The 22,895-nt window shown below is 71.5% G+C and carries 21 protein-coding genes; 12 read left to right on the top strand and 9 right to left on the bottom strand.

Translation table 11 applies throughout. From position 1 onward, the window contains the following. Positions 1 to 158: 158 nt before the first annotated feature. The 8 genes from ACFWPQ_RS06800 (at position 159) to ACFWPQ_RS06835 (ending at position 7,869) form a co-directional block, all read left to right on the top strand. The gene (locus ACFWPQ_RS06800) at positions 159 to 965 is read left to right on the top strand and encodes an acetoacetate decarboxylase family protein (protein WP_384030649.1); all 807 of its coding nucleotides are present in this window, start codon (positions 159 to 161) and stop codon (positions 963 to 965) included. Then, positions 965 to 1,849, top strand: coding sequence for an SDR family NAD(P)-dependent oxidoreductase (locus tag ACFWPQ_RS06805; protein WP_384030651.1), 885 nt, complete (start codon positions 965 to 967; stop codon positions 1,847 to 1,849). Before ACFWPQ_RS06800 ends, ACFWPQ_RS06805 begins: the two co-directional genes overlap by 1 nt. A 13-nt stretch (positions 1,850 to 1,862) precedes the next feature. Beyond that, positions 1,863 to 3,149 carry an amidohydrolase family protein gene (locus ACFWPQ_RS06810; protein WP_384030653.1) on the top strand — a complete coding sequence of 429 codons (1,287 nt, stop codon included), beginning with the start codon at positions 1,863 to 1,865 and terminating at the stop codon, positions 3,147 to 3,149. Continuing rightward, entirely contained in the window at positions 3,146 to 4,378 is a 1,233-nt protein-coding gene (locus ACFWPQ_RS06815; RefSeq protein ID WP_384030655.1) for an amidohydrolase family protein, read from the top strand. The genes ACFWPQ_RS06810 and ACFWPQ_RS06815 overlap by 4 nt, the downstream gene beginning before the upstream one ends. Before the next feature lie 65 nt (positions 4,379 to 4,443). Further along, positions 4,444 to 5,157, top strand: a complete 714-nt coding sequence (locus tag ACFWPQ_RS06820) for a VIT family protein (protein ID WP_384030657.1) — start codon at positions 4,444 to 4,446, stop codon at positions 5,155 to 5,157. 100 nt (positions 5,158 to 5,257) lie between these two features. Next, complete coding sequence (locus tag ACFWPQ_RS06825) at positions 5,258 to 6,124, top strand: sterol desaturase family protein (protein ID WP_361284456.1); 867 nt, start codon at positions 5,258 to 5,260, stop codon at positions 6,122 to 6,124. Then, a complete protein-coding gene (locus ACFWPQ_RS06830; protein WP_384030660.1) occupies positions 6,121 to 6,786 on the top strand; it encodes a lysoplasmalogenase in 666 nt (221 codons plus the stop codon). The genes ACFWPQ_RS06825 and ACFWPQ_RS06830 overlap by 4 nt, the downstream gene beginning before the upstream one ends. Before the next feature lie 36 nt (positions 6,787 to 6,822). Then, positions 6,823 to 7,869 (top strand): zinc-dependent alcohol dehydrogenase family protein, encoded by a 1,047-nt coding sequence (locus ACFWPQ_RS06835; protein ID WP_361284462.1) that lies wholly within the window; start codon positions 6,823 to 6,825, stop codon positions 7,867 to 7,869. 73 nt (positions 7,870 to 7,942) lie between these two features. On the opposite strand, the gene ACFWPQ_RS06840 is transcribed toward ACFWPQ_RS06835, so the two are convergent. The 4 genes from ACFWPQ_RS06840 to ACFWPQ_RS06855 form a co-directional block, all read right to left on the bottom strand. Continuing rightward, on the bottom strand, positions 7,943 to 8,944 hold the full coding sequence (locus ACFWPQ_RS06840; RefSeq protein WP_384030662.1) for a CopD family protein: 1,002 nt from the start codon (positions 8,942 to 8,944) through the stop codon (positions 7,943 to 7,945). A 109-nt stretch (positions 8,945 to 9,053) separates the two neighbouring features. After that, positions 9,054 to 10,430 carry a CoA transferase gene (locus ACFWPQ_RS06845; RefSeq protein ID WP_384030664.1) on the bottom strand — a complete coding sequence of 459 codons (1,377 nt, stop codon included), beginning with the start codon at positions 10,428 to 10,430 and terminating at the stop codon, positions 9,054 to 9,056. 39 nt (positions 10,431 to 10,469) lie between these two features. Further along, entirely contained in the window at positions 10,470 to 12,005 is a 1,536-nt protein-coding gene (locus ACFWPQ_RS06850) for a S8 family serine peptidase (protein ID WP_384030666.1), read from the bottom strand. A 62-nt stretch (positions 12,006 to 12,067) separates the two neighbouring features. Continuing rightward, a complete protein-coding gene (locus ACFWPQ_RS06855; protein WP_384030668.1) occupies positions 12,068 to 13,594 on the bottom strand; it encodes a S8 family serine peptidase in 1,527 nt (508 codons plus the stop codon). A gap of 348 nt (positions 13,595 to 13,942) precedes the next feature. Here ACFWPQ_RS06855 and ACFWPQ_RS06860 point away from each other — a divergent pair, with 348 nt between their 5' ends. From ACFWPQ_RS06860 to moaA, 3 genes are all read left to right on the top strand, one after another. After that, positions 13,943 to 14,299 carry a DUF485 domain-containing protein gene (locus ACFWPQ_RS06860; protein ID WP_361284477.1) on the top strand — a complete coding sequence of 119 codons (357 nt, stop codon included), beginning with the start codon at positions 13,943 to 13,945 and terminating at the stop codon, positions 14,297 to 14,299. Next, a complete protein-coding gene (locus ACFWPQ_RS06865; RefSeq protein ID WP_384030671.1) occupies positions 14,296 to 15,915 on the top strand; it encodes a cation acetate symporter in 1,620 nt (539 codons plus the stop codon). The genes ACFWPQ_RS06860 and ACFWPQ_RS06865 overlap by 4 nt, the downstream gene beginning before the upstream one ends. 153 nt (positions 15,916 to 16,068) lie before the next feature. Further along, positions 16,069 to 17,058, top strand: coding sequence for a GTP 3',8-cyclase MoaA (moaA, locus tag ACFWPQ_RS06870; RefSeq protein WP_384030673.1), 990 nt, complete (start codon positions 16,069 to 16,071; stop codon positions 17,056 to 17,058). A gap of 6 nt (positions 17,059 to 17,064) precedes the next feature. Here moaA and ACFWPQ_RS06875 read toward each other — a convergent pair whose 3' ends face one another. Beyond that, a complete protein-coding gene (locus ACFWPQ_RS06875) occupies positions 17,065 to 17,298 on the bottom strand; it encodes a hypothetical protein (protein WP_384030675.1) in 234 nt (77 codons plus the stop codon). Positions 17,299 to 17,529: 231 nt separating this feature from the next. Next, positions 17,530 to 17,931 (bottom strand): DUF3099 domain-containing protein, encoded by a 402-nt coding sequence (locus ACFWPQ_RS06880; RefSeq protein ID WP_384030677.1) that lies wholly within the window; start codon positions 17,929 to 17,931, stop codon positions 17,530 to 17,532. 245 nt (positions 17,932 to 18,176) lie between these two features. On the opposite strand from ACFWPQ_RS06880, the gene ACFWPQ_RS06885 reads away from it, so the two are divergent. Then, a complete protein-coding gene (locus ACFWPQ_RS06885; RefSeq protein WP_384030679.1) occupies positions 18,177 to 18,458 on the top strand; it encodes a GlsB/YeaQ/YmgE family stress response membrane protein in 282 nt (93 codons plus the stop codon). Positions 18,459 to 18,546: 88 nt separating this feature from the next. Here the strand turns inward: ACFWPQ_RS06885 and tyrS are convergent, their stop codons facing one another. From tyrS to ACFWPQ_RS06900, 3 genes are all read right to left on the bottom strand, one after another. Then, positions 18,547 to 19,815 (bottom strand): tyrosine--tRNA ligase, encoded by a 1,269-nt coding sequence (gene tyrS, locus ACFWPQ_RS06890; RefSeq protein WP_384030681.1) that lies wholly within the window; start codon positions 19,813 to 19,815, stop codon positions 18,547 to 18,549. Between the two features lie 79 nt (positions 19,816 to 19,894). Further along, positions 19,895 to 21,289 (bottom strand): metallopeptidase TldD-related protein, encoded by a 1,395-nt coding sequence (locus ACFWPQ_RS06895; protein WP_384030683.1) that lies wholly within the window; start codon positions 21,287 to 21,289, stop codon positions 19,895 to 19,897. 82 nt (positions 21,290 to 21,371) lie between these two features. Next, positions 21,372 to 22,895 (bottom strand): TldD/PmbA family protein, encoded by a 1,524-nt coding sequence (locus tag ACFWPQ_RS06900; RefSeq protein WP_384030685.1) that lies wholly within the window; start codon positions 22,893 to 22,895, stop codon positions 21,372 to 21,374.

Below are 22,895 nucleotides of genomic sequence, written 5' to 3' on the forward strand. Positions count from 1 at the left end.
GCGACCGCCCGTCCGACCTGATTGCCCTTCGCGTGGCTATGGACCTTTTCGTCGCCCGGTGCAAGCGTGCACCCCGCCCGGCGCGCAGACGCGACGACTCCGTGACGACTCCGCGCCGACGCGACGAGCCGGTGGTCGACGGAAGGGCGGTACGGCGGATGGCACGCGTACGGTACGGCGCTCGGACCGAGGCGGAGATCGCGGCCGGGCGCACCGCGAAGCTCCCGGACATCTGGTCCACCGGGGTGGTGGCCGTCTGGGAGACCGACCCGGACGCGGTCGCGGCCGTCCTGCCGCCACCGCTGAAGCCGGCCGGCCGGCCCCTGGCCCGCGTCAACATCAGCAAGGTCGAACTGCCCGGATACCCACTCGGCGCGGGCTCGTTCGCGGTCGCCGCCGCGCACGGCGCGGTCGAGGGCTGGTACCCGCTGGTCATGCCGATGACCCACGAGCGTGCCCTCACCGGCGGCCGCGAGGTCTTCGGCGAGCCCAAGAAGCTGGGCGAGGTCACCGTCGAGCGCGAGGGTTCCGCCGTCCGTGCGGCCCTCGCCCGGCACGGGGTCGCCTTCGTCGAGGTGCGCGGCACGGTCGACGGCCCGCTGCCGCTGCCCGCGCCCGCCCCGAAGACCGACTTCTACTTCAAGTTCCTCCCGGCGGTGGACGGTTCGGGCTTCGACGGCGACCCGCTGCTGGTGCACTGCGTCCGCGAGGAGAGGGTCCGCCGCCTGGAGCGCGTCACCGGGGAGGTGATCCTCCGCGAGTCGGCGTACGACCCGGTCGCCGACCTGCCGGTGCTGCGCCTGCTGGACCTCACCCTGGGCGAGAAGACCAGCGACCAGCGCGGCCGGGTCGCCGAACGGGTCGACGCCCAGGCCTTGTTGCCGTACGTCCACCAGCGCTACGACGACCCGCGCCAGATCCACGACGCGCCCCCGGAGGACAGCGGCGAAGGGAGCGGGGTCTGATGGAACTGCACGAAGGACAGGTCGCCGTCGTCACCGGCGCGGCGAGCGGGATCGGGCTCGCGATGGCCCGGCGGTTCGCCGCCGAGGGGCTGAAGGTCGTCCTCGCCGACGTGGAGCCGGCCGCCCTGGAGAAGGCCGCCGACGGGCTGCGCGCCGAGGGCGCCGACGTGCACGCGCGCGTGGTCGACGTCGGCGTGCGCGAACAGGTCCTGGAACTGGCCGAGTCGGCCTACGACTCCTACGGCGCGGTGCACGTCCTGTGCAACAACGCCGGGGTCGGCTCCGGCGCCGAGGGCCGGATGTGGGAGCACGAACCGAACGACTGGACATGGGCGTTCGAGGTCAATGTGTGGGGCGTCTTCCACGGCGTCCAGGCTTTCCTGCCGAGGATGATCAAGTCGGGTCAACCCGGTCATGTGGTCAATACATCCTCCGGTGACGGCGGTATCGCACCGCTGCCGACGGCTTCCGTGTACGCGGTCACGAAAGCGGCCGTCGTCACGCTCACCGAGTCCCTGTACGCCCATCTGAAGGCGGAGCACGCGCGCGTGGGCGCCTCGGTGCTCTTCCCGGGGCCGCACATGCTGCGCACGGGCCTGTGGGAGTCGCACCGCAACCGCCCCGACCGCCATGCCAAGGAACGGCCCCGCAGGACGCCGTACCGCAGCCTCGACCAGTGGGAGGCGGCGATGCGAGCGGCGGGCAAGGAGGTCGCCTTCACGCCCGTCGAGGAGGTCGCCGACTTCGTCGTGGCGGGAATCCGCGCGGACCGCTTCTGGCTGCTGCCGCCCAGCGAGCACAGCGACGCCCAGATCAGGGCGCGGGCCCGCTCGATGCTGGACCGGACGAACCCGTCGTACCTCGAAAGCTTCATCCTGGACTGAACAGGGGGCAGTGGTGACCGCGTACGACGACCCATACCTGATCATCTCCTCCGACTGCCACGCCGGGCTGCCCACCGAGGAGTACCGGCCCTATCTGGACGCCCGGTTCCACCGGGACTTCGACGAGTTCCTCGCCGGGCGCGACCGCCGCCGGGAGGAGATGACCCGGCTCGGCATCCGCAACGAGGCGTTCGCGGCCAAGTGGTTCCAGGACAACGAGGAGGGGCTGCGCGGCGGCTGGGACAGCGCGCAGCGCCTGAAGGAGCTGGACGGCGACGGGGTGGCCGCCGAGGTGGTCTTCCCGGACGCCGACGCGGTCGACAGCCGGACCGCGGCACCCTTCGGGGTGGGTCTCGGCCTGTCCGGGGACCAGGACCCGGAGCTGGGCATGGCGGGGGCGCAGGCCCACAACCGCTGGCTGGCCGGTTTCGTCTCCGAGAACCCCGAACGGCACTGCGGGGTGGCCCTGTTGCCGGTCACGGCCCCGACGGACCGCGTCGTCGCCGAGGTGTACCGCGCGAAGGAGTCCGGCCTCGGCGCCCTGATGATCCCGTCCATGTGGGTCGACAAGGAGCCCTACCACGACCGCCGTTACGACCCCGTCTGGGCGGCTGCCGCCGACTGCGGGATGCCGGTCCTCACCCACTCCGGCGCGGCCCCGCGCCACGAGTACGGCGACCATCTCGGCATCTACGTCAGCGAGGTGACGTGGTGGCCGGCCCGCCCGCTGTGGTTCCTGCTCTGGTCCGGCGTCTTCGAACGCCATCCCGGACTGCGCTTCGGCGTCGCCGAGTCGGGCTGCTGGTGGCTGCCGAACCTGCTGTGGTTCATGGACCGCCTCTACCTCGGCGCGCACGGCGGCAAGAAACTCTCCCCGTTCGAGGAGCTGCGACGCCCGCCGCACGAGTACCTGGACCGCCAGGTGTTCGTCTGCGCCACCAACACCAAGCGCCGGGAACTCGCCCAGCGCTACGAGATCGGCGTCGACAACATCCTCTGGGGCAGCGACTTCCCGCACCCCGAGGGCACCTGGCCCGACACGCGCGCGTGGCTGCGCAGCACCTTCCACGACATCCCGGTGGCCGAGACCCGCCGGATGCTGGGATTCGCGGCGGCCGAGGTCTTCGGCTTCGACGTGGACCGCCTGACCCCGCTGGCCCACCGCATCGGCCCCACCCCCGCCGACCTCGGCCAGCAGGCCGACCAGGCGGCCGTGGAGGCCTCCTGGGCCCGCTCGCGCGAGGTGGGCCGCCACTGGCTGACGGACAACGACTTCCCTGTGCTGGGAGCGGATCGATGAACGGACAGGACCGCTACACGGTGATCTCGGCCGACTGTCACGCGGGCGCGGACCTCCTCGACTACCGCCCCTACCTGGAGAAGCGCCACCACGACGACTTCGACGTGTGGGCGGCGACGTACGTCAACCCGTACGAGGACCTGCTCGCCGACTCGGCGGACCGGAACTGGAACTCCGCGCGGCGGCTCGCGGAGCTGGAGGAGGACGGGATCGTCGCGGAGGTGATCTTCCCGAACACCATCCCGCCGTTCTTCCCGTCCGGCTCGCTCATGGCCCCCGCGCCGACGGCGGCGGAGTCCGAGCTTCGCTGGGCGGGCCTGCGCGCCCACAACCGCTGGCTGGCCGACTTCTGCGCCGCCGCACCTGGCCGCAGGGCGGGCGTCTTCCAGATCCTCCTCAACGACGTCGAGGAGGCCGTGAAGGAGATCCGGTGGGCGGCCGGGGCGGGCCTGAAAGGCGGCCTGATGCTCCCCGGCACCCCGCCGGGCTCGGGCCTGCCCGAACTGCACGCGCGCGTGTACGACCCGATCTGGGCCGTCTGCGCGGAACTCGGCGTCCCCGTCAACCACCACGCGGGCTCCGCGTCTCCGCCGCTCGGCGACGAACCGGCCGCCCGCGCGGTCTTCATGGTCGAGACGACCTGGTTCTCGCACCGCGCGCTGTGGCACCTGGTCTTCGGCGGTGCCTTCCGCCGCCACCCGGAGCTGAGACTGGTCCTGACCGAACAGGGTTCCGGCTGGATCCCCGGGGTGCTGGCCATGCTGGACTACTACCACGGCCGCATGCTGGCGGCGGCCACGAAGGCGACGACCGCCGAGTCGAAGTTCGGAGTCGGCCTGGCGGAGGCGATGGGCGAACCGCCGTCCTCGGTCTGGCACGAGAACTGCTTCGTCGGCGCCAGCTTCATGCGCCCGCACGAAGTACCGCTGCGCGACCGCATCGGCGTGGACAAGATCATGTGGGGCAGCGACTACCCGCACGACGAGGGGACCTACCCGTACACCAGGGAGGGCCTGCGCTTCGCCTTCGCCGGCGTCCCGCGCGAGGAACTCGCCGAGATGCTGGGCGGCAACGCGGCCCGCGTGTACGGCTTCGACCTGGACCTTCTGGACCCGATCGCGGCGAAGGTGGGACCCACGGTCGCGGAGATCGCCGAGCCCCTGCCGGAGCCGCCGGCCGACGCGACGAGCCCGGTGTTCGCACGCGGGGCCTCGGTACGGGTCTGGTGACGTCGGTACGGGTCCGGTGAAGTCAGTACGGCGTGTACCGGCCCCGGGGTGCGATCCTCCCTGCTGTGACCGAACCAACGCACGACAACGAGGCCCACGGGGGAGCCCTCGGCTCCCGGCTGAACTGGCTGCGGGCGGCCGTACTGGGCGCGAACGACGGCATCGTGTCGACGGCGGGCATCGTCGTCGGCGTCGCGGGCGCCACCGCCGACCGGGGCGCCCTGCTGACGGCGGGCTTGGCGGGGCTGCTCGCCGGGTCGATGTCGATGGCGGCGGGGGAGTACGTGTCGGTCTCCACCCAGCGCGACTCGGAACTGGCCGCGCTGGCACAGGAGAAACGGGAGCTGAAGGAGCAGCCCGAGGCCGAGCTGGAGGAGCTGACCGAGCTGCTGGAGCGGCGCGGCCTGTCACGGGACGTGGCTCGTGAGGCGGCCGTCCAGCTGACGGAGCGGGACGCGCTGAAGGCCCACGCCAGCGTCGAGCTGGGCATCGACCCGGACGAGCTGACCAACCCGTGGAACGCGGCCCTCGCCAGCTTCCTGGCGTTCACGGTCGGGGCGCTGCTGCCGCTGCTCGCGATGGTCCTGCCGCCGGCCGGCTGGCGGCTTCCGGTGACGGTGGGCTCGGTGCTGGCGGCGCTGGTCCTGACCGGCTGGGCCAGCGCACGCCTGGGAGCGGCCGCGGTGGGTCCGGCGGTGCTGCGCAACGTCGTGGGCGGGGCGCTGGCCATGGGGGTCACCTATGCGGCGGGGACCCTGCTGGGGGCCGCCGGGGTCTAGCTCATTGGCGGAGATCGCCAACAGGCAAGCGCGTACCGCCGCCAATACTTGTGGGTAACAACGTCTAGCCGCGGCCGACCGGCGGTTCTACGGTGCCCCCATGCCGAACCTGCCCGATGTCGTGCTGTGGTCGATACCCGCCTTCGTGCTGCTCACCGTGATCGAGGTGATCAGCTACCGCATCCATCCCGACGACGATGCCGCCGGGTACCAGGCCAAGGACGCGGCCACGAGCATCGGCATGGGGCTCGGGTCGCTCGTCTTCGACTTCGTGTGGAAGATCCCGATCGTCGCGATCTACACGGCGGTGTACGAACTGACCCCGCTGCGCGTTCCCGTCCTGTGGTGGACGGTCCCGCTGATGCTGCTCGCGCAGGACTTCTTCTACTACTGGTCGCACCGCGGCCACCACGTCATCCGCATCCTGTGGGCCTGCCACGTCGTGCACCACTCCAGCAAGAAGTTCAACCTCTCCACCGCGCTGCGCCAACCCTGGACCTCGCTGACCGTCTGGCCGTTCTACGTCCCGCTCGTGGCCGTGGGGGTGCACCCGGCCGCGCTGGCCTTCTGCTCCTCCGCCAACCTCGTCTACCAGTTCTGGATCCACACCGAACGCATCGACAAGATGCCCCGCTGGTTCGAGTTCGTCTTCAACACGCCGTCCCACCACCGGGTGCACCACGCCTCCCAGGGCGGCTACCTGGACCGCAACTTCGGCGGGATCCTGATCGTCTGGGACCGGCTGTTCGGGTCCTGGGTGCCGGAGACCGAGCGGCCCGTGTACGGGTTGACCAAGAACATCAACACGTTCAACCCCGTCAAGGTGGCCACCCACGAGTACGCGGCCATCGCCAAGGACATCAGGGCCGCGCGCAGCTGGCGGGAGCGGGCCGGGCGGGTGTTCCGGGGACCGGGCTGGGCGCCGGCGCCCGCCGTGGAGCAGGCCGAGGAGTCCGTGGCCGCGTGAGAGCGTCCCGGGAACTGCTCGCCGCCTTCGCCCTCGCCGTCGTCCTCGACCTCGCCTGCCTGGCCGTCGGCTTCCGCACCGGGCATGCCGTCGCCAAGGTGCTCCTGATGCCCCTGCTGGCCGCGTCCGCCGCCCGCGCGGGTGCCCCGCGGCTCCTCGTCGCCGCCCTGCTGTGCGGCTGGGGCGGCGACGTCCTGCTCCTCTCCGACGCCGACCCCGCCTTCATGGCGGGCATGGCGTCCTTCGCCGCCGGCCACGTCTGCTACCTCGTCCTCTTCCGCCGCCAGGGCCCGCCACACGCGCGTGCCCGCCTCCTCGCCCCCGCCTACGCGGCCGCCCTCGTCATCCTGGTCGTCCTGCTGTGGCCGGACCTGCCCGCCGGCCTGCGCGTCCCGGTGGCCGGCTACAGCACCCTGCTCACCGCCATGGCGTACACCGCCGCCACCCGGCTCGGCCCTCTCGCCGGGCTCGGCGGCGCGCTCTTCATGCTCTCCGACACGCTGATCGCGACCGGCGTCGCCGACTGGCCGCAGCTGCCGCGCCCCGACCTCTGGATCATGCTCACCTACGCGGTGGCACAGTTCCTGCTGGTCCGGGGCACCCTCGACGCGCGGTCCGCATCGGCCACGGCGTACCGTGAAGTGCGCTCGACCACCCCCTGAGCGCATCCACGACACCGCACGAGAAGGACCCTCGCCATGCGTGCCACCACCATCCACGCCCCGTTCGACATGCGCGTGGAGGACGTGCCCGAGCCCGTGGTGCAGCTGCCCACCGACGCCGTCGTACGGGTGCTGCGCGCCTGCATCTGCGGCAGCGACCTGTGGGCGTACCGGGGCGAGTCGGCCCGGCAGCCGGGGCAGCGCATCGGGCACGAGTTCCTCGGCGTGGTCGAGGAGACCGGCTCCGAGGTGGGCACCGTGCGGCGCGGCGACCTCGTGGTCGCCCCCTTCATGTGGTCCGACGGCGTCTGCGACTACTGCCGCGAGGGCCTGACCACGTCCTGCGAGCACGGCGGCTTCTGGGGCGCCGTGGGGTACGACGGCGGCCAGGGCGAGGCCGTGCGCGTCCCGTTCGCCGACGGCACCCTGGTCCGGCTGCCCAAGGACGCCGCCTCCGACGACCACCTGCTGTCCGCCCTGCTCACCCTCTCCGACGTGCTCGGCACCGGCCACCACGCGGCCCTCGGCGCGGGCGCCCGGCCCGGTGCCACGGTCGCCGTCGTCGGCGACGGCGCGGTCGGCCTGTGCGCCGTGCTGGCCGCCAAGCGGCTGGGCGCCGAGCGGATCATCGCGCTGGGCCGGCACGAGGTCCGCACCGACATCGCGCGCCGCTTCGGCGCCACCGACGTCGTCGCCGAACGCGGGGAAGCGGCCGTGGCGGCCGTACGCGAACTCACCCGGGGCCAGGGCGCGCACTCCGTCGTCGAGGCCGTCGGCACCGAGCAGTCCATGCGGACGGCCGTCGAGATCACCCGCGACGGCGGCGCGATCGGCTTCGTCGGCGTCCCGCACGGCAGCGGCACCGGCCTGGACCTCGGCGTCATGTTCGACCGGAACATCGCCCTGCGCGGCGGCGTCGCCCCGGTCCGCGCCTACATCCCCGACCTGCTGCCCGACGTCCTGGACGGCACGATCGACCCGTCGCCGGTCTTCGACCTGACCGTCGGCATCGAGGGCGTGCCCGACGGCTACAAGGCGATGGACGAGCGCACCGCCCTGAAGGTGCTCGTCACCAACGGCTGAATCAACGCCCCGATCAACACTTGATCGAGCCGACCATCGATCAAGTCCGCCTGATCGGCAACGGCAGCATCGATCAAGTCCATCTGATCGGCAGCGGCAGCGCCGTCAGCACCCCCGACACCGCGACCACCACCCCCAGCACGGCCACCTCGGCCCGCGCGGGCACGTACGCGGTCAGCGGGTCGGCCGCCCGGCGCAGCCGGAACCGCGCCCACAGCGCGAGCACGGCGACGGCGGCGACGAGGATCACCTTGGCCAGCAGGGTGCGCCCGTACGCCGTCGTCGTCAGCTGGTCCAGGACCGTGCCCGCGGGCATCCGCCGCAGCGAACTCCACACGCCCGTCGCGACGATGGCCGCGAGCAGTACGGCCGCCACGCGCGCGTAGAGCCCGAGCAGCGCCGCCCCGGCCGCCCGGCCGCGCCACCGGCGCAGCATGCGCAGCGCGTGCAGCAGACCGCCCACCCACAGCGTCGCGCACGTCAGATGCACCAGGGTCAGCGCGGAGCCGAGCAACGGGCTGTGCTCGGGCGCGGGATGGGCGCGCAGCGCCTCGGCGACGGCCACCGCCGCCAGCGGCCACACCTGGGCCGCCGGGCGGCGCGAGCGGGCGCACAGACCGGCCAGCAGAAAGGCGTTGACCTCGATCAGCGCCAACTTGCCGTCACGCGACTGGTACAGGCCGCCCACGTCGACGTCGGCGAGCGAGCGCGGCACCAGGTTGCCCGTCGACACGACCGACGCGAGCCCCAGTGCGGCGACGAAACCGGCGACGGCCGCGAACACCGCCCAACTGGGCGGCCGTTCGGGCGGCGCGTCCGGCAGCCGGCGGACCAGCCGGGCCACGAACAGCTCGCCCGACGGCACGCACAGGGCGGCGAACAGCACCCCGCGCAGCAGGGCGATGCCGCCCACCCCGGGTGCCGCGGCCTCCCCGGTGTCCCGCAGCGCCATGGACGGCCCGAGCAGCGGCACCAGCGCGGCCGCCGCCACCAGGACCAGGACGGCGACGGCCCGCCAGGTCCCCGGGCGTCTCGCGGGGCCGCTCGCGGCCACCTCGGCGGTCGGTCGTGTCAACGGCCCCCCTGATCTCCACCAGCCATCACAGAAGCGGGCAAGTACAGGAAAACAGCTGGCGGAACGGCATACCACCTATTCGTCCGTTTCCGGCCATCCGGTGCGTACTTCATACCCAGCGGGCCGGAACCGACCCCCAGGGCACCGGAGGCCGGGCCCAGTCGGCCGGTCCGCCCGCGAAGGACACCGGCGGCCGCGCGTACCGCAGCCGCCCCAGCGCGCTGTCCGTCTCCGCGAGCCAGGCGTCCGGCCCGTCGTACGGCTCACCGGTCCCGGAACCCGGCTCCAGCTCCTCCATCAGCCACCGCGCGGTCCGCGCCAGAGCCAGCCGTACGAACCTGCTGCCGCCGTCGTAGGACTGCTCGGTCAGCGCCCGCAGCACGCCGGCCGCCAGCAGATAGCCGGTGCCGTGGTCCAGCGCCTGCGCGGGCAGCGCGCCCGGCCGGTCCGCCGAGCCCTCGATCTCCGCGATGCCCGTGGCGACCTGGACCAGGCTGTCGAAGCCGCGCCGGCCGCCCCACGGCCCGTACGCGCCCCACGCCGACACCTGGGCCACGACCAGCCCGGGCCGCCGTTCGGCCAGCGCCTCGGGGGAGAGCCCGAACCGGTCCAGGGCGCCCGGCCGGTAGCCGGTGACCACGACGTCCGCCGCGGCCAGCAGCTCCTCGAAGGCAGCCCGGTCCGTCGTCAGGTCGAGCGTCGCCGAGCGCTTCCCGAAGCCCGTGTCGGCGTGCTGGTATGGGAGTTCGGGCAGCCATGGCGCGTCCAGCCGCAGGACGTCGGCGCCCAGCAGCCCGAGGGTGCGGGTGGCGACCGGGCCGGCCAGGACCCGGGTCAGGTCCAGGACGCGCAGGCCGGCGGCGGGCAGCAGGGGAGCGGCGCCGACGTCGAGCGGTGGGAGCACGCGCGCGTGCGCCGCGTCCAGGCGGCCCCGCTCGACCAGGGGCCGCGCGGCCACCTCGGCGGCCTGCTCGTGCGCGGCCCACTCCTCGGGCGAGCGCAGCGCCACGGCGAGCCCGCCGGTGGCGTAGACCGCGTTCTCCACATCCCGGGCGGGCCGCTCGGCGATCCGGGCCGCCACGTCCGCCACCGAGGCGCCCTCCGCCAGCCCCAGCGCGTCCAGCAGCCGGGCCCTGTGGTGCGGGTAGTTGGCGTGGGTGCGCACCCAGCCGTCAGCGGTGCGCCAGAACCGGGACAGCGGGGCGAACTGCACGGGCGCCCGCCCGTCGACCAGCAGGTGCCGCTCACTGGTGAAGGCCGTCGCCACGGCCCCGTCGTCCACCCGGACCCCGGGCACCTCCGCGGCCCCGGTCCGCCGTGCTCCCAGCTCGGCGGCGGCCAGTGCGCACACGCCGACGCAGGCGCGGGCCAGTCGGCGTACCGGAAGGTGTGCCGGAAGCGTGCCCGCGCGCGTCACGGTCGTGACCCGCGCGGGCAGCGACGGATCGCCGCCCAGCGCGGACCACGCGTACTTGATTCCAGTCATGACTGCACTATGCATTATTGACTGGATCAATATATGTACCTACCTGGTCACCGCCGCCAGTGCGTCGGCGGTGCCCCAGCCGTAGAAGCCGTTGCGGTTCCTGGAGCCCTCGCACACCGCGTCGATCTTGCCGTCGCCGTTGATGTCGTACGGGTCGGTGCACGGCGTCGCGGTCGCCTCGGCGTACAGCAGGGCCTTCACCAGCGCGGCGGAGGCGTGCGGATGGGTTGACTTGATCAATGCGGCGACACCGACGACATGCGGGGTCGCCATCGACGTGCCCGCCATGTAGCCCCACCGGCCGCCCGGCAGCGGGCCCAGGATCAGGCCGCTGGTGGCCGGGGGCTCCGGCGTCTGGTAGGCCGTCGCGTCGCCGCCGGGCGCGGCGATGTCGATGACGCCGAGACCGTAGTTGGAGAACGACGACTTGAGGCCCCTCGCACCGGTCGCCGCGACCGTGACGACGCCCGGCAGCTGGGTCGGTATGTCGAAGCACGTGTGCGGGTCGATCACCCGGTCGCTGGGGGTGGCGTCGTTCGGCGAGACCGGGTCGGTGATGGAGTGGGAGGCCAGGTCGTAGCTCTCGTTGCCGGCCGCCGCGACGTTGACCGTGCCCTTGCGCTCCGCGAACTGCGAGGCCCGGGTGATGGCGTCGACGAGCGCCTTCTGGTCCGGGTCGTCCGTGCAGTTGAAGTACCAGGGGTCGGTGTAATAGCTGTTGTTGGTGACGTCGATGTGGTGCTCGGCCGCCCACACGAAGCCGCAGACCACGGCCTCCGTGTAGAAGTAACCGGCGGTGGTGGCGACCTTGATGCCGGCCACCTTGACGCCCGGTGCCACACCGGTGATGCCGATCCCGTTCTTGGCGCCCGCGATCTCGCCCGCCACGTGCGTCCCGTGCGGGCTCTCCGCCGCGGTGGGCCGCCAGGCGCCGTACGTCGTGTCCGGCTTGCCCGTGACGCAGTTGGTGGACTGCGAGGCGGAGAAGTTGGGGGCGATGTCCGGGTGGGTGTCGTCGACGCCGGTGTCGATGACGGCGACGGTGACCTTCGAGCTGCCCAGGGTCTTCTCGTGCGCCTTGTCCGCCTTGATGGCCGGCAGGTCCCACTGCAGCGGCTCCAGCGGGTCCTGCCCGTCGGTCGCCTGCGCGTCCGCCGCCGAGACCTGCTCGGAGCTCAGCACCTCGGGCGTGCCGACGTCGGTGGTCGACTGGGCGGGCAGCGGCGCGTTGCGGGTGTTCCCGGCGGAGTCCACGCCGGGCACCTTGCGGATGATCTTGGCGAAGTCGGCGTTCGACGAGTGGACGACGATCACACCGATCTCGTCGTACGCGATCACCACCGAGCCGCCGGCCCGCTCGATCGCCTTCTGGACCCGCGCGGAAGTGCCGTGTCCGGGGCGGACGTTGACGACGTAGCTGAGGGATGTCGTGCCGTCGGTTGCGGCCGCGGACGCAGCCGCGCCGGTGTCGGCGGCGGACGCCGAGACGTTGGGCAGGAAGGCGAGGGCCGTGGCCATGGCCATACCGAGCGGGAGGGCGAGGACGCGACGGTAGCGCGGCTTGGGCGCGGTCATCTGAGGTCTCCAGTTCGTTCGCGGAACGGGCATGCCGTGCGGGAAGTCCTGCTCTGCGGTGACTACTTGACGGCGCGCAGCGCGTCGACGACACCGGAGCCGTAGAAGCCGTTGACGTGCTTGCCGCCCACGCAGGTGGCGTCGACGACGCCGTCGCCGTCCCCGTCGTACGGGCCGGACGGGCAGCCCGGGTTGTCCGCCTCGGCTTTGAGGAGGGCCTGCAGCTGGGCCGGAGTGGCGTGCGGGTGGGTCGACTTCAGCAGCGCGGCCACGGCGGCCACGTGCGGGGACGCCATCGAGGTGCCCTGGAGGAAGCCGTACTGGTCGTTCGGCAGGGTGGACAGGATGCGGCCGTTCTTCGACGGCGTGTCCGGGATCTGGTACTTGTCGCCGCCCGGGCCCGCCACGTCGATGACGCCCTGGCCGTAGCTGGAGTAGTACGACTTCGTGTTGTTGACGCCGACCGCGCTCACGGTGACCACACCGGGCAGCTGGGTCGGCACGTCGAAGCACTCGTGCGGGTCGACCGTCCGGGTGGTCGCCGTCGAGTCGTCCGGGCTGGAGTCGTCCGTGAGGGCGTGCGAGTCGAGGTCGTCGTTCGAGTTGCCCGCCGAGGCCACATTGAGCGTGCCCTTGCGTTGGGCGTACAGCTGGGCCCTGTTGACCGCGTCAACGATGGCACGTTGATCGGGGTCGTCCATGCAGTTGTACAGCCATGGATCGACGTAGTAGCTGTTGTTGGTGATCTCGATGCCGTGGTCGGCGGCGAAGACGAAGGCGCAGACGACGCTCTCCGGGTAGAACAGCTGCGTCGAGTCGGGCTGGGCCACGGTGATGCTCGCGACCTTCACGCCCGGTGCCACGCCGGCCACGCCGATCCCGTTGCGGGCCGCGGCTATCTCACCGGCGACATGGGTGCCGTGGTAGTGGTCGGCGTCCACCGGCCGCCAGGCGCCGTACGTCGTGTCCGCCTTGCCGCTCACGCAGTTGGCGGACTGCGAGGCGGAGAAGTTCGGGGCGATGTCCGGGTGGGTGTCGTCGACGCCGGTGTCGATGATGCCGACCGTCACCGAGCGGCTCCCCGGGTTGATCGCGGCGGCCTTGTCGGCGCCGATGGCCCGCAGGTCCCACTGGTCGGCCTCGAGAGGCTCCTGGCCCGCCGTCGCCCGCTGCTCGGCCTTCGCGGCCGCCGCCTTCGACAGGACCTGCACGGCGCCCTCGTCCGTGGTTCCCGCCGCGCTCAGCGGAGCGGTCCGGGTGGCGCCCGCCGACTGCACTCCGCGCACCGCGCGCATGGCCGCGCCGAAGTCCGGGTTCGCCGAGTGCACGACGATCACGCCGATCCTGTCGTACGTCGCGATGATCGTGCCGCCGTTGCGGACGACTGCCCGCTGCACCGAGTCGATCGTGCGATGGTCTGTCCTGGTGTTGACGACATAAGCCAGGTTCGGCCCGTCCTCCGACTGTGCGGCCCGGGCGGTCAGCGGGGCCGCGGAGGCCGCCGCCGGCACGAGGCCGAGCGAGGCGGTCAGCGACAGGACGACCGGGACGGCGAGCGCCAGCCCGCGTCTGGAACGCAGATGAGCCATGGGGTCTCCACATCATCCGGAACATCGGCCGAAAACATCGGCCGAAAACGGGACCGCCCAAGACGCGAGTGGCGCTTGGGCAGGTACATGACGGGTGGTGCACGGCCGAAGCTATCTCCCGCAGTCACCGGCCAGCAATGACCGGAGGTCACTTGCGCCGACGACTTCCGAAAGAAGCCGGGCGAGTTGAACCTGTCCACGCGTGGCGCCGTGACCTCGGGGAGGGAGCCGCAGCAGGATCGAGGCCCCCCGTCGGATTCACTCACCGGAGTCGCTTCGTCACTACGGGTGGGTGATCCACATGTCTGTGAGGTCAGAATCCGCATGTCCGTATCGCGAGGAGACTCCGTGGCCACCGAGACACCACCGCCCTCGAACACACAGACCCGGCTCCCCTCCGGCGAGGAGTTCGCCGAGGTGCAGCAGAGTCCGGAGTTCGCCGAACTGCGGCACTCCTACCGCTCCTTCGCCTTCCCGCTGACCGTCGCCTTCATCGCCTGGTACCTGCTGTACGTCCTGCTCTCCAGCTACGCGGACGGCTTCATGGGCACCAAGGTCGTCGGCAACATCAACGTGGCCCTGGTCCTCGGCCTCGCCCAGTTCCTCACCACGTTCCTCATCGCCTGGTGGTACGCCCGGCACGCCGCCGCCAAGCTCGACCCCAAGGCCGAGGCCATCAAGTCCCGGATGGAGGGCGGCGCATGAGCCCCGCGATCACGCTGGCGGCCGGTGAGGCCAGCGAGCACCGGACCCTGATCATCACCCTGTTCGCGGTGTTCGTCGCCGCGACCCTCGTCATCACCGTCTGGGCGGGCCGCCAGACCAAGGACGCCGCCGACTTCTACGCGGGCGGCCGCCAGTTCACCGGTTTCCAGAACGGCCTCGCCGTCTCCGGCGACTACATGTCCGCCGCGTCCTTCCTGGGCATCGCCGGCGCCATCGCCCTCTTCGGCTACGACGGCTTCCTGTACTCCATCGGCTTCCTGGTCGCCTGGCTGGTCGCCCTCCTCCTGGTCGCCGAGCCGCTGCGCAACTCCGGCCGCTACACCATGGGCGACGTGCTGGCCTACCGCATGCGCCAGCGCCCCGTCCGGACCGCCGCCGGCACCTCCACCATCGTCGTCTCGATCTTCTACCTGCTGGCCCAGATGGCGGGAGCGGGCGTCCTCGTCTCCCTCCTCCTCGGCATCACCAGCGACGGCGGCAAGATCGGCATCGTCGCCCTGGTCGGCGTCCTGATGATCGTCTACGTCACCATCGGCGGCATGAAGGGCACCACGTGGGTCCAGATGGTCAAGGCCGTGCTGCTCATCGCGGGCGCCCTGCTGCTGACCCTCATGGTCCTGGCCAAGTTCAACTTCAACGTCTCCGACCTGCTCGGCAAGGCCGCCGACAACAGCGGCAAGGGCGCCGCCTTCCTGGAGCCCGGCCTGAAGTACGGCGCCACCGGCACCAGCAAGCTGGACTTCCTCTCCCTCGGCATCGCCCTGGTCCTCGGCACCGCCGGCCTGCCGCACATCCTGATCCGCTTCTACACCGTGCCCACCGCCAAGGCGGCCCGGAAGTCGGTCCTCTGGGCGATCGGCCTGATCGGCACCTTCTACCTGATGACCCTCGCCCTCGGCTTCGGCGCCGCCGCGCTGATCAAACCGGACGAGATCATCGCGTCCAACAAGTCCGGCAACACCGCGGCCCCCCTCCTCGCCCTCCACCTCGGCGGCGTCGACTCCAACTGGGGCGCGATCCTGCTGGCCACCATCTCGGCGGTGGCCTTCGCGACGATCCTCGCGGTGGTCGCGGGCCTCACCCTGGCGTCCTCGTCGTCCTTCGCGCACGACATCTACGCCAACGTCATCAAGAAGGGCCAGGCCACCGAGAAGCAGGAGATCAACGCGGCCCGCTACGCCACGGTCGGCATCGGCGCCGTCTCCATCCTGCTCGGCGCCCTCGCCCGCGACCTGAACGTCGCCGGCCTGGTCGCCCTCGCCTTCGCGGTCGCCGCCTCCGCCAACCTGCCGACCATCCTCTACAGCCTCTTCTGGAAGCGGTTCACCACCGCCGGAGCCCTCTGGTCGATCTACGGCGGTCTGGTCACCGCGGTCGGCCTCGTGCTGTTCTCGCCGGTGGTCTCCGGCAAGGAGACGTCGATGTTCCCGAGCGTCGACTTCCACTGGTTCCCGCTGGAGAACCCGGGCATCATCTCGATCCCGGTCGGATTCCTCCTCGGCGTCGTGGGCACCCCGCTGTCCAAGGAGGCACCGGACACCCAGAAGTACGCGGAGCTGGAGGTGCGGTCCCTGACAGGTACCGGAGCACACTGAGCTTCGTACGACTGGCCGCGTCGACGGGATCGTAGAGTCCTACGACGCGGCCGCGTCGTACCTCGTGGCATCGGGCCCCTCGCGATGTCGGTGGTGTCACGTAGGCTCGCAGGTGACGGGAAAGAACTGGTCCGGACGCGGGAGGGGGCCCACGTGCTCATCGACACCTATGGCCGGGTGGCCACCGATCTGAGGGTCTCGCTGACCGACCGGTGCAATCTGCGCTGTACGTACTGCATGCCCGAGGAGGGGCTGCAGTGGCTGGCCAAGCCCGACCTGCTCACGGACGACGAGATCGTCCGGCTGATCGACATCGCCGTCCGTCTGCTGGGCGTCGAGGAGGTCCGCTTCACCGGCGGCGAGCCGCTGCTCCGTCCCGGCCTGGTCGGCATCGTGGAGCGGGTGGCGGCCCTGGCCCCCCGCCCCCGGATGTCCCTGACGACCAACGGCATAGGCCTGCGCCGCACCGCGACGGCTCTGAAGGCGGCCGGCCTGGACCGGGTCAACGTCTCCCTGGACACCCTCCGCCCCGACGTCTTCAAGACCCTCACCCGCCGTGACCGCCACCAGGACGTCCTGGACGGCCTCCGGGCCGCCCACGACGCCGGCCTCACCCCGGTCAAGGTGAACACGGTCCTGATGCCGGGACTGAACGAGGACGAGGCCCCCGACCTGCTCGCCTGGGCGGTGGCCCACGGCTACGAACTGCGCTTCATCGAGCAGATGCCCCTGGACGCCCAGCACGGCTGGAAGCGCGACAGCATGGTGACGGCCGGGGACATCCTCGCCTCGCTGCGCACCCGCTTCGACCTCACCCCCGAGGGCGCGGACGACCGCGGCTCGGCCCCGGCGGAGCGCTGGCTGGTCGACGGCGGCCCGCACCGCGTCGGCGTCATCGCCTCCGTCACCCGCCCGTTCTGCGCGGCCTGCGACCGCACCCGCCTCACGGCCGACGGCCAGATACGGACCTGCCTGTTCGCGCGGGAGGAGACGGACCTGCGCGGCGCGCTCCGCTCGGGCGCGCCGGACGAGGAGATCGCCCGCAGATGGCGGCTGGCGATGTGGGGGAAGAAGGCAGGGGCGGGACTGGACGATCCGACGTTCGTGCAGCCGGACCGCCCGATGTCCGCGATCGGCGGCTAGCCCGGCCTACTCGGCCCGCCCGGGCGAATCCGCCTCCGACTCCGACTCCCACTCCCGCAACAGCACCACGTCCTTCAGGAACCCTCGCACCCCCAGGAACTGCGAGAGATGCTCCCGGTGCTCCTCACAGGCGAGCCAGGTCTTGCGCCGCTCCGGCGTGTGGATCTTCGGGTTGTTCCACGCCAGCACCCACACGGCGGCGGCGCGACAGCCCTTCGCTGAGCAAATAACGTCACTCACTGCTTCGTCTCGCACTGCTTCGTCTCGCAAAAAAGCCCCGCAAACAAGGCGACGCCGAGCAGCCACGGGGGGAGCTGCCCGGCGTCGGTCCGTCGCTCCGACGGGGGATGCGGAGCGCGTACGCAGTATGTCACGGGTCACCCTTGGCCCGGCACTGGAACAGCACGATAGATCTGAGCATTTCTTGAGCTTCGAGCCGGGTCGCCGCCTGTCCGCGACACGTCCCGATCGTCAGGCCGAATCCGGACGCTCGCCCCTCACCGCCCCCGCCGCCGGGTCCGCCACCACGTCCTCCGGGACGGATTCCGCATGCGGCGCCTCCGCCCGCGGCGGCGTGATCATCAGCCGGGTCGGCGCGACCCCGAAGGTCGACGGAAGCGACGGCGGCCGTTCCCGTCCGGCGTTGGCGATCACGACGGCGACATAGGGGAGCAGCGCCCCGAGCACCAAAGCCACGACGGCCACGTACCGTTCGACGTTCCACAACGTCACCGCGAGGATCACCGACATGGTCCGCACGGTCATCGAGATGATGTACCGCCGCTGCCGGCCGCGTACGTCCTCCGCCAGGCCGGTGCGGGCTCCGGTGATCCGGAACACCTGGACGTTGCCGTCGCCGCGCTGCTTCCGCATCACATTCCACCATTCGCCCGCATCGGACTCCCACCGGCCCGTACCCGGTCCGCACCCGCTCGGGGAACCGGGCCAGGACGCTTTCCACGTTACGCCGCGCCTGCGCCGCCTTCGAGACCGGGTCGCCCTCCCGCCTGCGTGAACGCCCTGCGCCGTAGCGCGTACGGCCCTACCGACATGCGCCGTACGGCGTACGGACCCAGACTTGGCGTAATGCTCACGTCGAGCCGTACGAGGAGGCAGTCATGGGCTGGTTGTGGGCGATCATCGTGGGTTTCGTGCTGGGTCTGATCGCGAAGGCGGTCATCCCGGGCAAGCAGCACAGTCCACTCTGGCTGACGACCATCTTCGGCATCCTGGGCGCCGTCGCCGGCAACGCGATCGCCCGCGCGGTGGGCGTGGCGGAGACGAAGGGCATCGACTGGACCCGTCACCTGTTCCAGCTGGTGGCGGCGATCATCATCGTCTTCCTGGGCGACATGGCGTACACGGCGACACTGGGGAAGCGGAAACAGCACGCCCCGTAAGGGGCGCGGGGCTGTGCCAATGTGCGGCTCCGCCGCGTGGGCGAACTCAGCCACATCGAACCCGCGGCCGCCAACGCACCCCGCACCCCTACGAACCGACGACCTCCACGGCCGCCAGGTTCTTCTTCCCCCGCCGCAGCACCAGCCACCGCCCGTGCAGCAGCTCGTCGGCGGCGGGTACCGCGTCCTCGGCGGTCACCTTCACGTTGTTCACGTAGGCCCCGCCCTCCTTCACGGTCCGCCGCGCGGCGGACTTGCTGGCCACCAGCCCGACCTCGGCGAACAGGTCGACCACCGGACCCAGCTCGGCGACCCGGACATGCGGCACCTCGGACAGCGCGGCGGCCAGCGTCGGACCGTCCAGCTCCGCCAGCTCGCCCTGCCCGAAGAGGGCACGGGAGGCGGCCATCACGGCAGCCGTCTGGTCGGCGCCGTGCACCAGCGTCGTCAGCTCCTCGGCCAGCGCGCGCTGGGCCGCCCGCGCCTGCGGACGCTCCTCGGTCTGCTGCTCCAGCTCCTCGATCTCCTCGTGGGACCTGAAGCTGAAGATCCGCAGGAACTTGGAGACGTCCCGGTCGTCCGCGTTCAGCCAGAACTGGTAGAAGGCGTACGGCGTGGTCATCTCCGGGTCGAGCCAGACCGTGCCGGACTCCGTCTTGCCGAACTTGGTGCCGTCGGCCTTGGTGATCAACGGCGTGCCCAGTGCGTGCACCACGGCGTCGGGCTCGACCTTGTGGATCAGGTCGGTGCCCGAGGTGAGGTTGCCCCACTGGTCGCTGCCGCCGGTCTGCAACGTGCAGCCGTACCGCCGGTACAGCTGCAGGAAGTCCATGCCCTGCAGGATCTGGTAGCTGAACTCCGTGTAGCTGATGCCCTCCTGGGACTCCAGGCGCCGGGCCACGGCCTCCTTCGCGATCATCTTGTTCACGCGGAAGTGCTTGCCGATGTCCCGCAGGAACTCGATGGCCGACAGGCCCTGCGTCCAGTCCAGGTTGTTGACCATGACCGCCGCGTTCGGACCCTCGAAGTCCAGCAGCGGAGCGATCTGGGCGCGCAGTCGCTCCACCCACTGGGCGACGACCTCGGGGTCGTTGAGCGTGCGCTCGGAGTTCGGCTTCGGGTCACCGATCAGGCCGGTGGCACCCCCGACCAGGCCCAGCGGGCGGTGGCCCGCCTGCTGGATCCGGCGCATCGTGAGGATCTGCACGAGGTTGCCGAGGTGCAGGCTGGGCGCGGTCGGGTCGAAGCCGCAATAGAACGTGACGGGACCGTCCGCGAACGCCTTGCGCAATGCGTCCTCGTCCGTGGAGAGGGCGATGAGCCCCCGCCACTTCAGTTCGTCGACGATGTCCGTCACGGTTCTCGTATCTCCTTGAACGATCTTCGGCAGATCTCTGGATGATCTTCGGGTAGTCGTGCGACCACCGGCTACGAGGTTATACGCCCTGACTGACAGAGCTCATATTGAAGTCGGGCACGCGCAGCGCGGGCATCGCAGCCCTAGTGAACCAGTCGCTCCACTCCCTCGGCAGCGTCTTTTCCGTGCGCCCGGCCTCGGTCGCCCGCCCCAGCAGGTCCACCGGCGACTCGTTGAACCGGAAGTTGTTCACCTGCCCGGTGACCTGCCCGTTCTCCACCAGGTAGACGCCGTCCCGGGTCAGGCCCGTGAGCAGCAGCGTCGCCGGGTCGACCTCGCGGATGTACCAGAGGCAGGTCAGCAAGAGCCCGCGTTCGGTCGACGCGACCATGTCCTCCAGGGAGCGGTCCTGGCCGCCGTCGAGGATCAGGTTGCCGCCCGCCGGGGCGACCGGCAGCCCGGTGAGGCCCGCGCTGTGCCGGGTGGTCGTCAGGTTCTTCAGCTCACCGCGCGCGACCCACTCGGTGGGGGCGACGGGCAGCCCGTTGTCGAAGACCGACTGGTCCCCGCCGGAGGAGTGCGCGAGGACGAAGGGCGCGGACTCCAGACCCGGCTCGTTCGGGTCGCTGCGCAGGGTCAGCGGCAGGTCGGTCAGTTTCTCGCCGACCCGGGTGCCGCCGCCCGGCTTGGAGAAGACGGTCCGTCCTTCGGCCGCGTCCCGGCCCGACGCCGACCACAGCTGGTAGATCAGCAGGTCGGCGACGGCGGTCGGCGGCAGCAGCGTCTCGTACCGGCCGGCCGGGAGGTCCACGCGCCGCTCGGCCCAGCCCAGCCGTACGGCGAGCTCGGCGTCGAGCGTGCCGGGGTCGACGTCCTTGAAGTCCCGCGTGGACCGCCCGGCCCACGCGGAGCGCGTACGGTCCGGCGACTTGGCGTTCAGCTCCAGCGTGCCGGTGGGCTGGTCGTGCCGCAGCCGCAGCCCGGTCGAGGTGCCCACGTACGTCGACACCAGCTCGTGGTTGGCGAAGCCGTACAGCTCGCGACCGCCGGCACGCGCGCGTGCGAAGGCCTCGCCGAGCGCCGGGGCGAAGTCGGAGAACACAGCGGAGGAGGTCTCGGCGGGCGCGTCCGCGAAGTCCGGGGCCTCCGGTACGCCGGTGACCAGCGGCTGGGCGTCCTCGGCGGGCCCGGCACCGCGGGCGGCGGCCTCGGCGGCCCGCACCAGCGGCTCCAGGTCGTCCGCGGTCACGGCCGACCGGGACACCACGCCCGAGGCGGTGCCCTCCTTGCCGTCGACGGTGGCGATGACGGTGAGCGAGCGGCCGCGCGTGACGCCGTTGGTGGTGAGCGCGTTGCCGGCCCAGCGCAGGTTGGCGGTGGAGTGCTCGTCGGCGATGACCACACAGCCGTCGGCCCGCGACAGTTCCAGCGCACGCTCGACGATCTCGTGCGGCTTGTTGGTACGGGCGCTCATCGACCGGCCTCCTGCGTGGTGTTGAGACTGTGCTTACCCGAGGGGCAACCCCCGGACCCCCGGCCGAGTCCTGCACTGACGTTCATCGACCGGCCTCCTGCGTGGTGTTGAGGATGTTGACGCCCTTGAAGAGGGCCGACGGGCAGCCGTGCGACACGGCGGCGACCTGTCCCGGCTGGGCCTTGCCGCAGTTGAAGGCGCCGCCGAGGACGTACGTCTGGGGGCCGCCGACGGCCGCCATGGAGCCCCAGAAGTCGGTGGTCGTCGCCTGGTAGGCGACATCGCGCAGCTGCCCGGTGATCCGGCCGTTCTCGATCCTGAAGAACCGCTGGCCGGTGAACTGGAAGTTGTAGCGCTGCATGTCGATGGACCAGGAGCGGTCGCCGACCACGTAGATCCCGCGGTCGACCCCGCCGATCAGGTCCTCCGTCGCCAGCCCGGCCGGGTCCGGCTGCAGGGACACGTTGGCCATGCGCTGCACGGGGACGTGCCCGGGGGAGTCGGCGTACGCGCACCCGTTGGAGCGGTCGAAGCCGGTCAGCTTCGCGATCCTGCGGTCCAGCTGGTAGCCGACGAGCGTGCCGTCCTTCACCAGGTCCCAGGACTGGCCCGCGACGCCCTCGTCGTCGTAGCCGATGGTCGCGAGGCCGTGCTCGGCGGTGCGGTCGCCGGTGACGTTCATCAGCTCGGAGCCGTACTTCAACTTGCCGAGCTGGTCGAACGTGGCGAAGGAGGTGCCGGCGTAGGCGGCCTCGTAGCCGAGCGCGCGGTCCAGTTCGGTGGCGTGGCCGATGGACTCGTGGATGGTCAGCCACAGGTTGGAGGGGTCGACCACCAGGTCGTACAGACCCGCCTCGACGCTCGGCGCCCGCATCTTCTCGGCCAGCAGCTCCGGAATCTGCTCCAGCTCGGTGTCCCAGTCCCAGCCGGTGCCGGTGAGGTACTCCCAGCCGCGGCCGACCGGCGGTGCGATGGTCCGCATCGAGTCGAACTCGCCGCTGGACTCGTCGACCGACACCGCCGTCAGCTGCGGATGCAGCCGCACCCGCTGCTGGGTCGTCACGGTCCCGGCCGTGTCCGCATAGAACTTGTTCTCGTGCACGGTGAGCAGCGAGGCGTCGACGTGGTTGACGCCGTTCGCCGCCAGCAGCCGCGCGCTCCACTCCGCGAGCAGCGCCGCCTTCTCCTCGTCCGGCACGGAGAACGGATCGATCTCGTACGACGAGACCCACGTCTTCTCCGCGTGCACCGGCTCGTCGGCCAGCTGCACCCGCTCGTCGGACCCTGCGGCCTTGATGACCTGCGCCGAGAGCTTCGCCATCGCCACCGCCTGCGAGGCGACCTTGGCGGCCGCGTCGAGGCTCAGGTCCACCCCCGACGCGAAGCCCCACGTGCCGCCGTGCACGACCCGGACCGCGTACCCGAGGTCGGTGGTGTCCGACGATCCGGCGGGCTTGGCGTCCCTCAGCCGCCAGGACGCGCTGCGCACCCGCTCGAACCGGAAGTCCGCGTGCTCGGCCCCCAGCGCACGCGCGCGTGCCAGCGCGGCGTCGGCCAGAGCCCGTAGCGGAAGCGCCGTGAAGGCTTCGTCGATGGTATGAGGCAT

This window comes from Streptomyces sp. NPDC058464, assembly GCF_042721035.1.
Lineage (GTDB): Bacteria > Actinomycetota > Actinomycetes > Streptomycetales > Streptomycetaceae > Streptomyces.

Excerpts from the sequence above, each read along its gene's own strand:
- ACFWPQ_RS06845 (WP_384030664.1), bottom strand. The coding sequence starts at position 10,430 with ATGACTGGAATCAAGTACGCGTGGTCCGCGCTGGGCGGCGATCCGTCG.
- ACFWPQ_RS06825 (WP_361284456.1), top strand. The coding sequence starts at position 5,258 with ATGCCGAACCTGCCCGATGTCGTGCTGTGGTCGATACCCGCCTTCGTG.
- ACFWPQ_RS06865 (WP_384030671.1), top strand. The coding sequence starts at position 14,296 with ATGAGCCCCGCGATCACGCTGGCGGCCGGTGAGGCCAGCGAGCACCGG.
- ACFWPQ_RS06855 (WP_384030668.1), bottom strand. The coding sequence starts at position 13,594 with ATGGCTCATCTGCGTTCCAGACGCGGGCTGGCGCTCGCCGTCCCGGTC.
- ACFWPQ_RS06835 (WP_361284462.1), top strand. The coding sequence starts at position 6,823 with ATGCGTGCCACCACCATCCACGCCCCGTTCGACATGCGCGTGGAGGAC.
- ACFWPQ_RS06880 (WP_384030677.1), bottom strand. The coding sequence starts at position 17,931 with ATGCGGAAGCAGCGCGGCGACGGCAACGTCCAGGTGTTCCGGATCACC.
- ACFWPQ_RS06815 (WP_384030655.1), top strand. The coding sequence starts at position 3,146 with ATGAACGGACAGGACCGCTACACGGTGATCTCGGCCGACTGTCACGCG.
- ACFWPQ_RS06805 (WP_384030651.1), top strand. The coding sequence starts at position 965 with ATGGAACTGCACGAAGGACAGGTCGCCGTCGTCACCGGCGCGGCGAGC.
- ACFWPQ_RS06895 (WP_384030683.1), bottom strand. The coding sequence starts at position 21,289 with ATGAGCGCCCGTACCAACAAGCCGCACGAGATCGTCGAGCGTGCGCTG.
- ACFWPQ_RS06850 (WP_384030666.1), bottom strand. The coding sequence starts at position 12,005 with ATGACCGCGCCCAAGCCGCGCTACCGTCGCGTCCTCGCCCTCCCGCTC.
- ACFWPQ_RS06885 (WP_384030679.1), top strand. The coding sequence starts at position 18,177 with ATGGGCTGGTTGTGGGCGATCATCGTGGGTTTCGTGCTGGGTCTGATC.
- ACFWPQ_RS06800 (WP_384030649.1), top strand. The coding sequence starts at position 159 with ATGGCACGCGTACGGTACGGCGCTCGGACCGAGGCGGAGATCGCGGCC.
- ACFWPQ_RS06900 (WP_384030685.1), bottom strand. The coding sequence starts at position 22,895 with ATGCCTCATACCATCGACGAAGCCTTCACGGCGCTTCCGCTACGGGCT.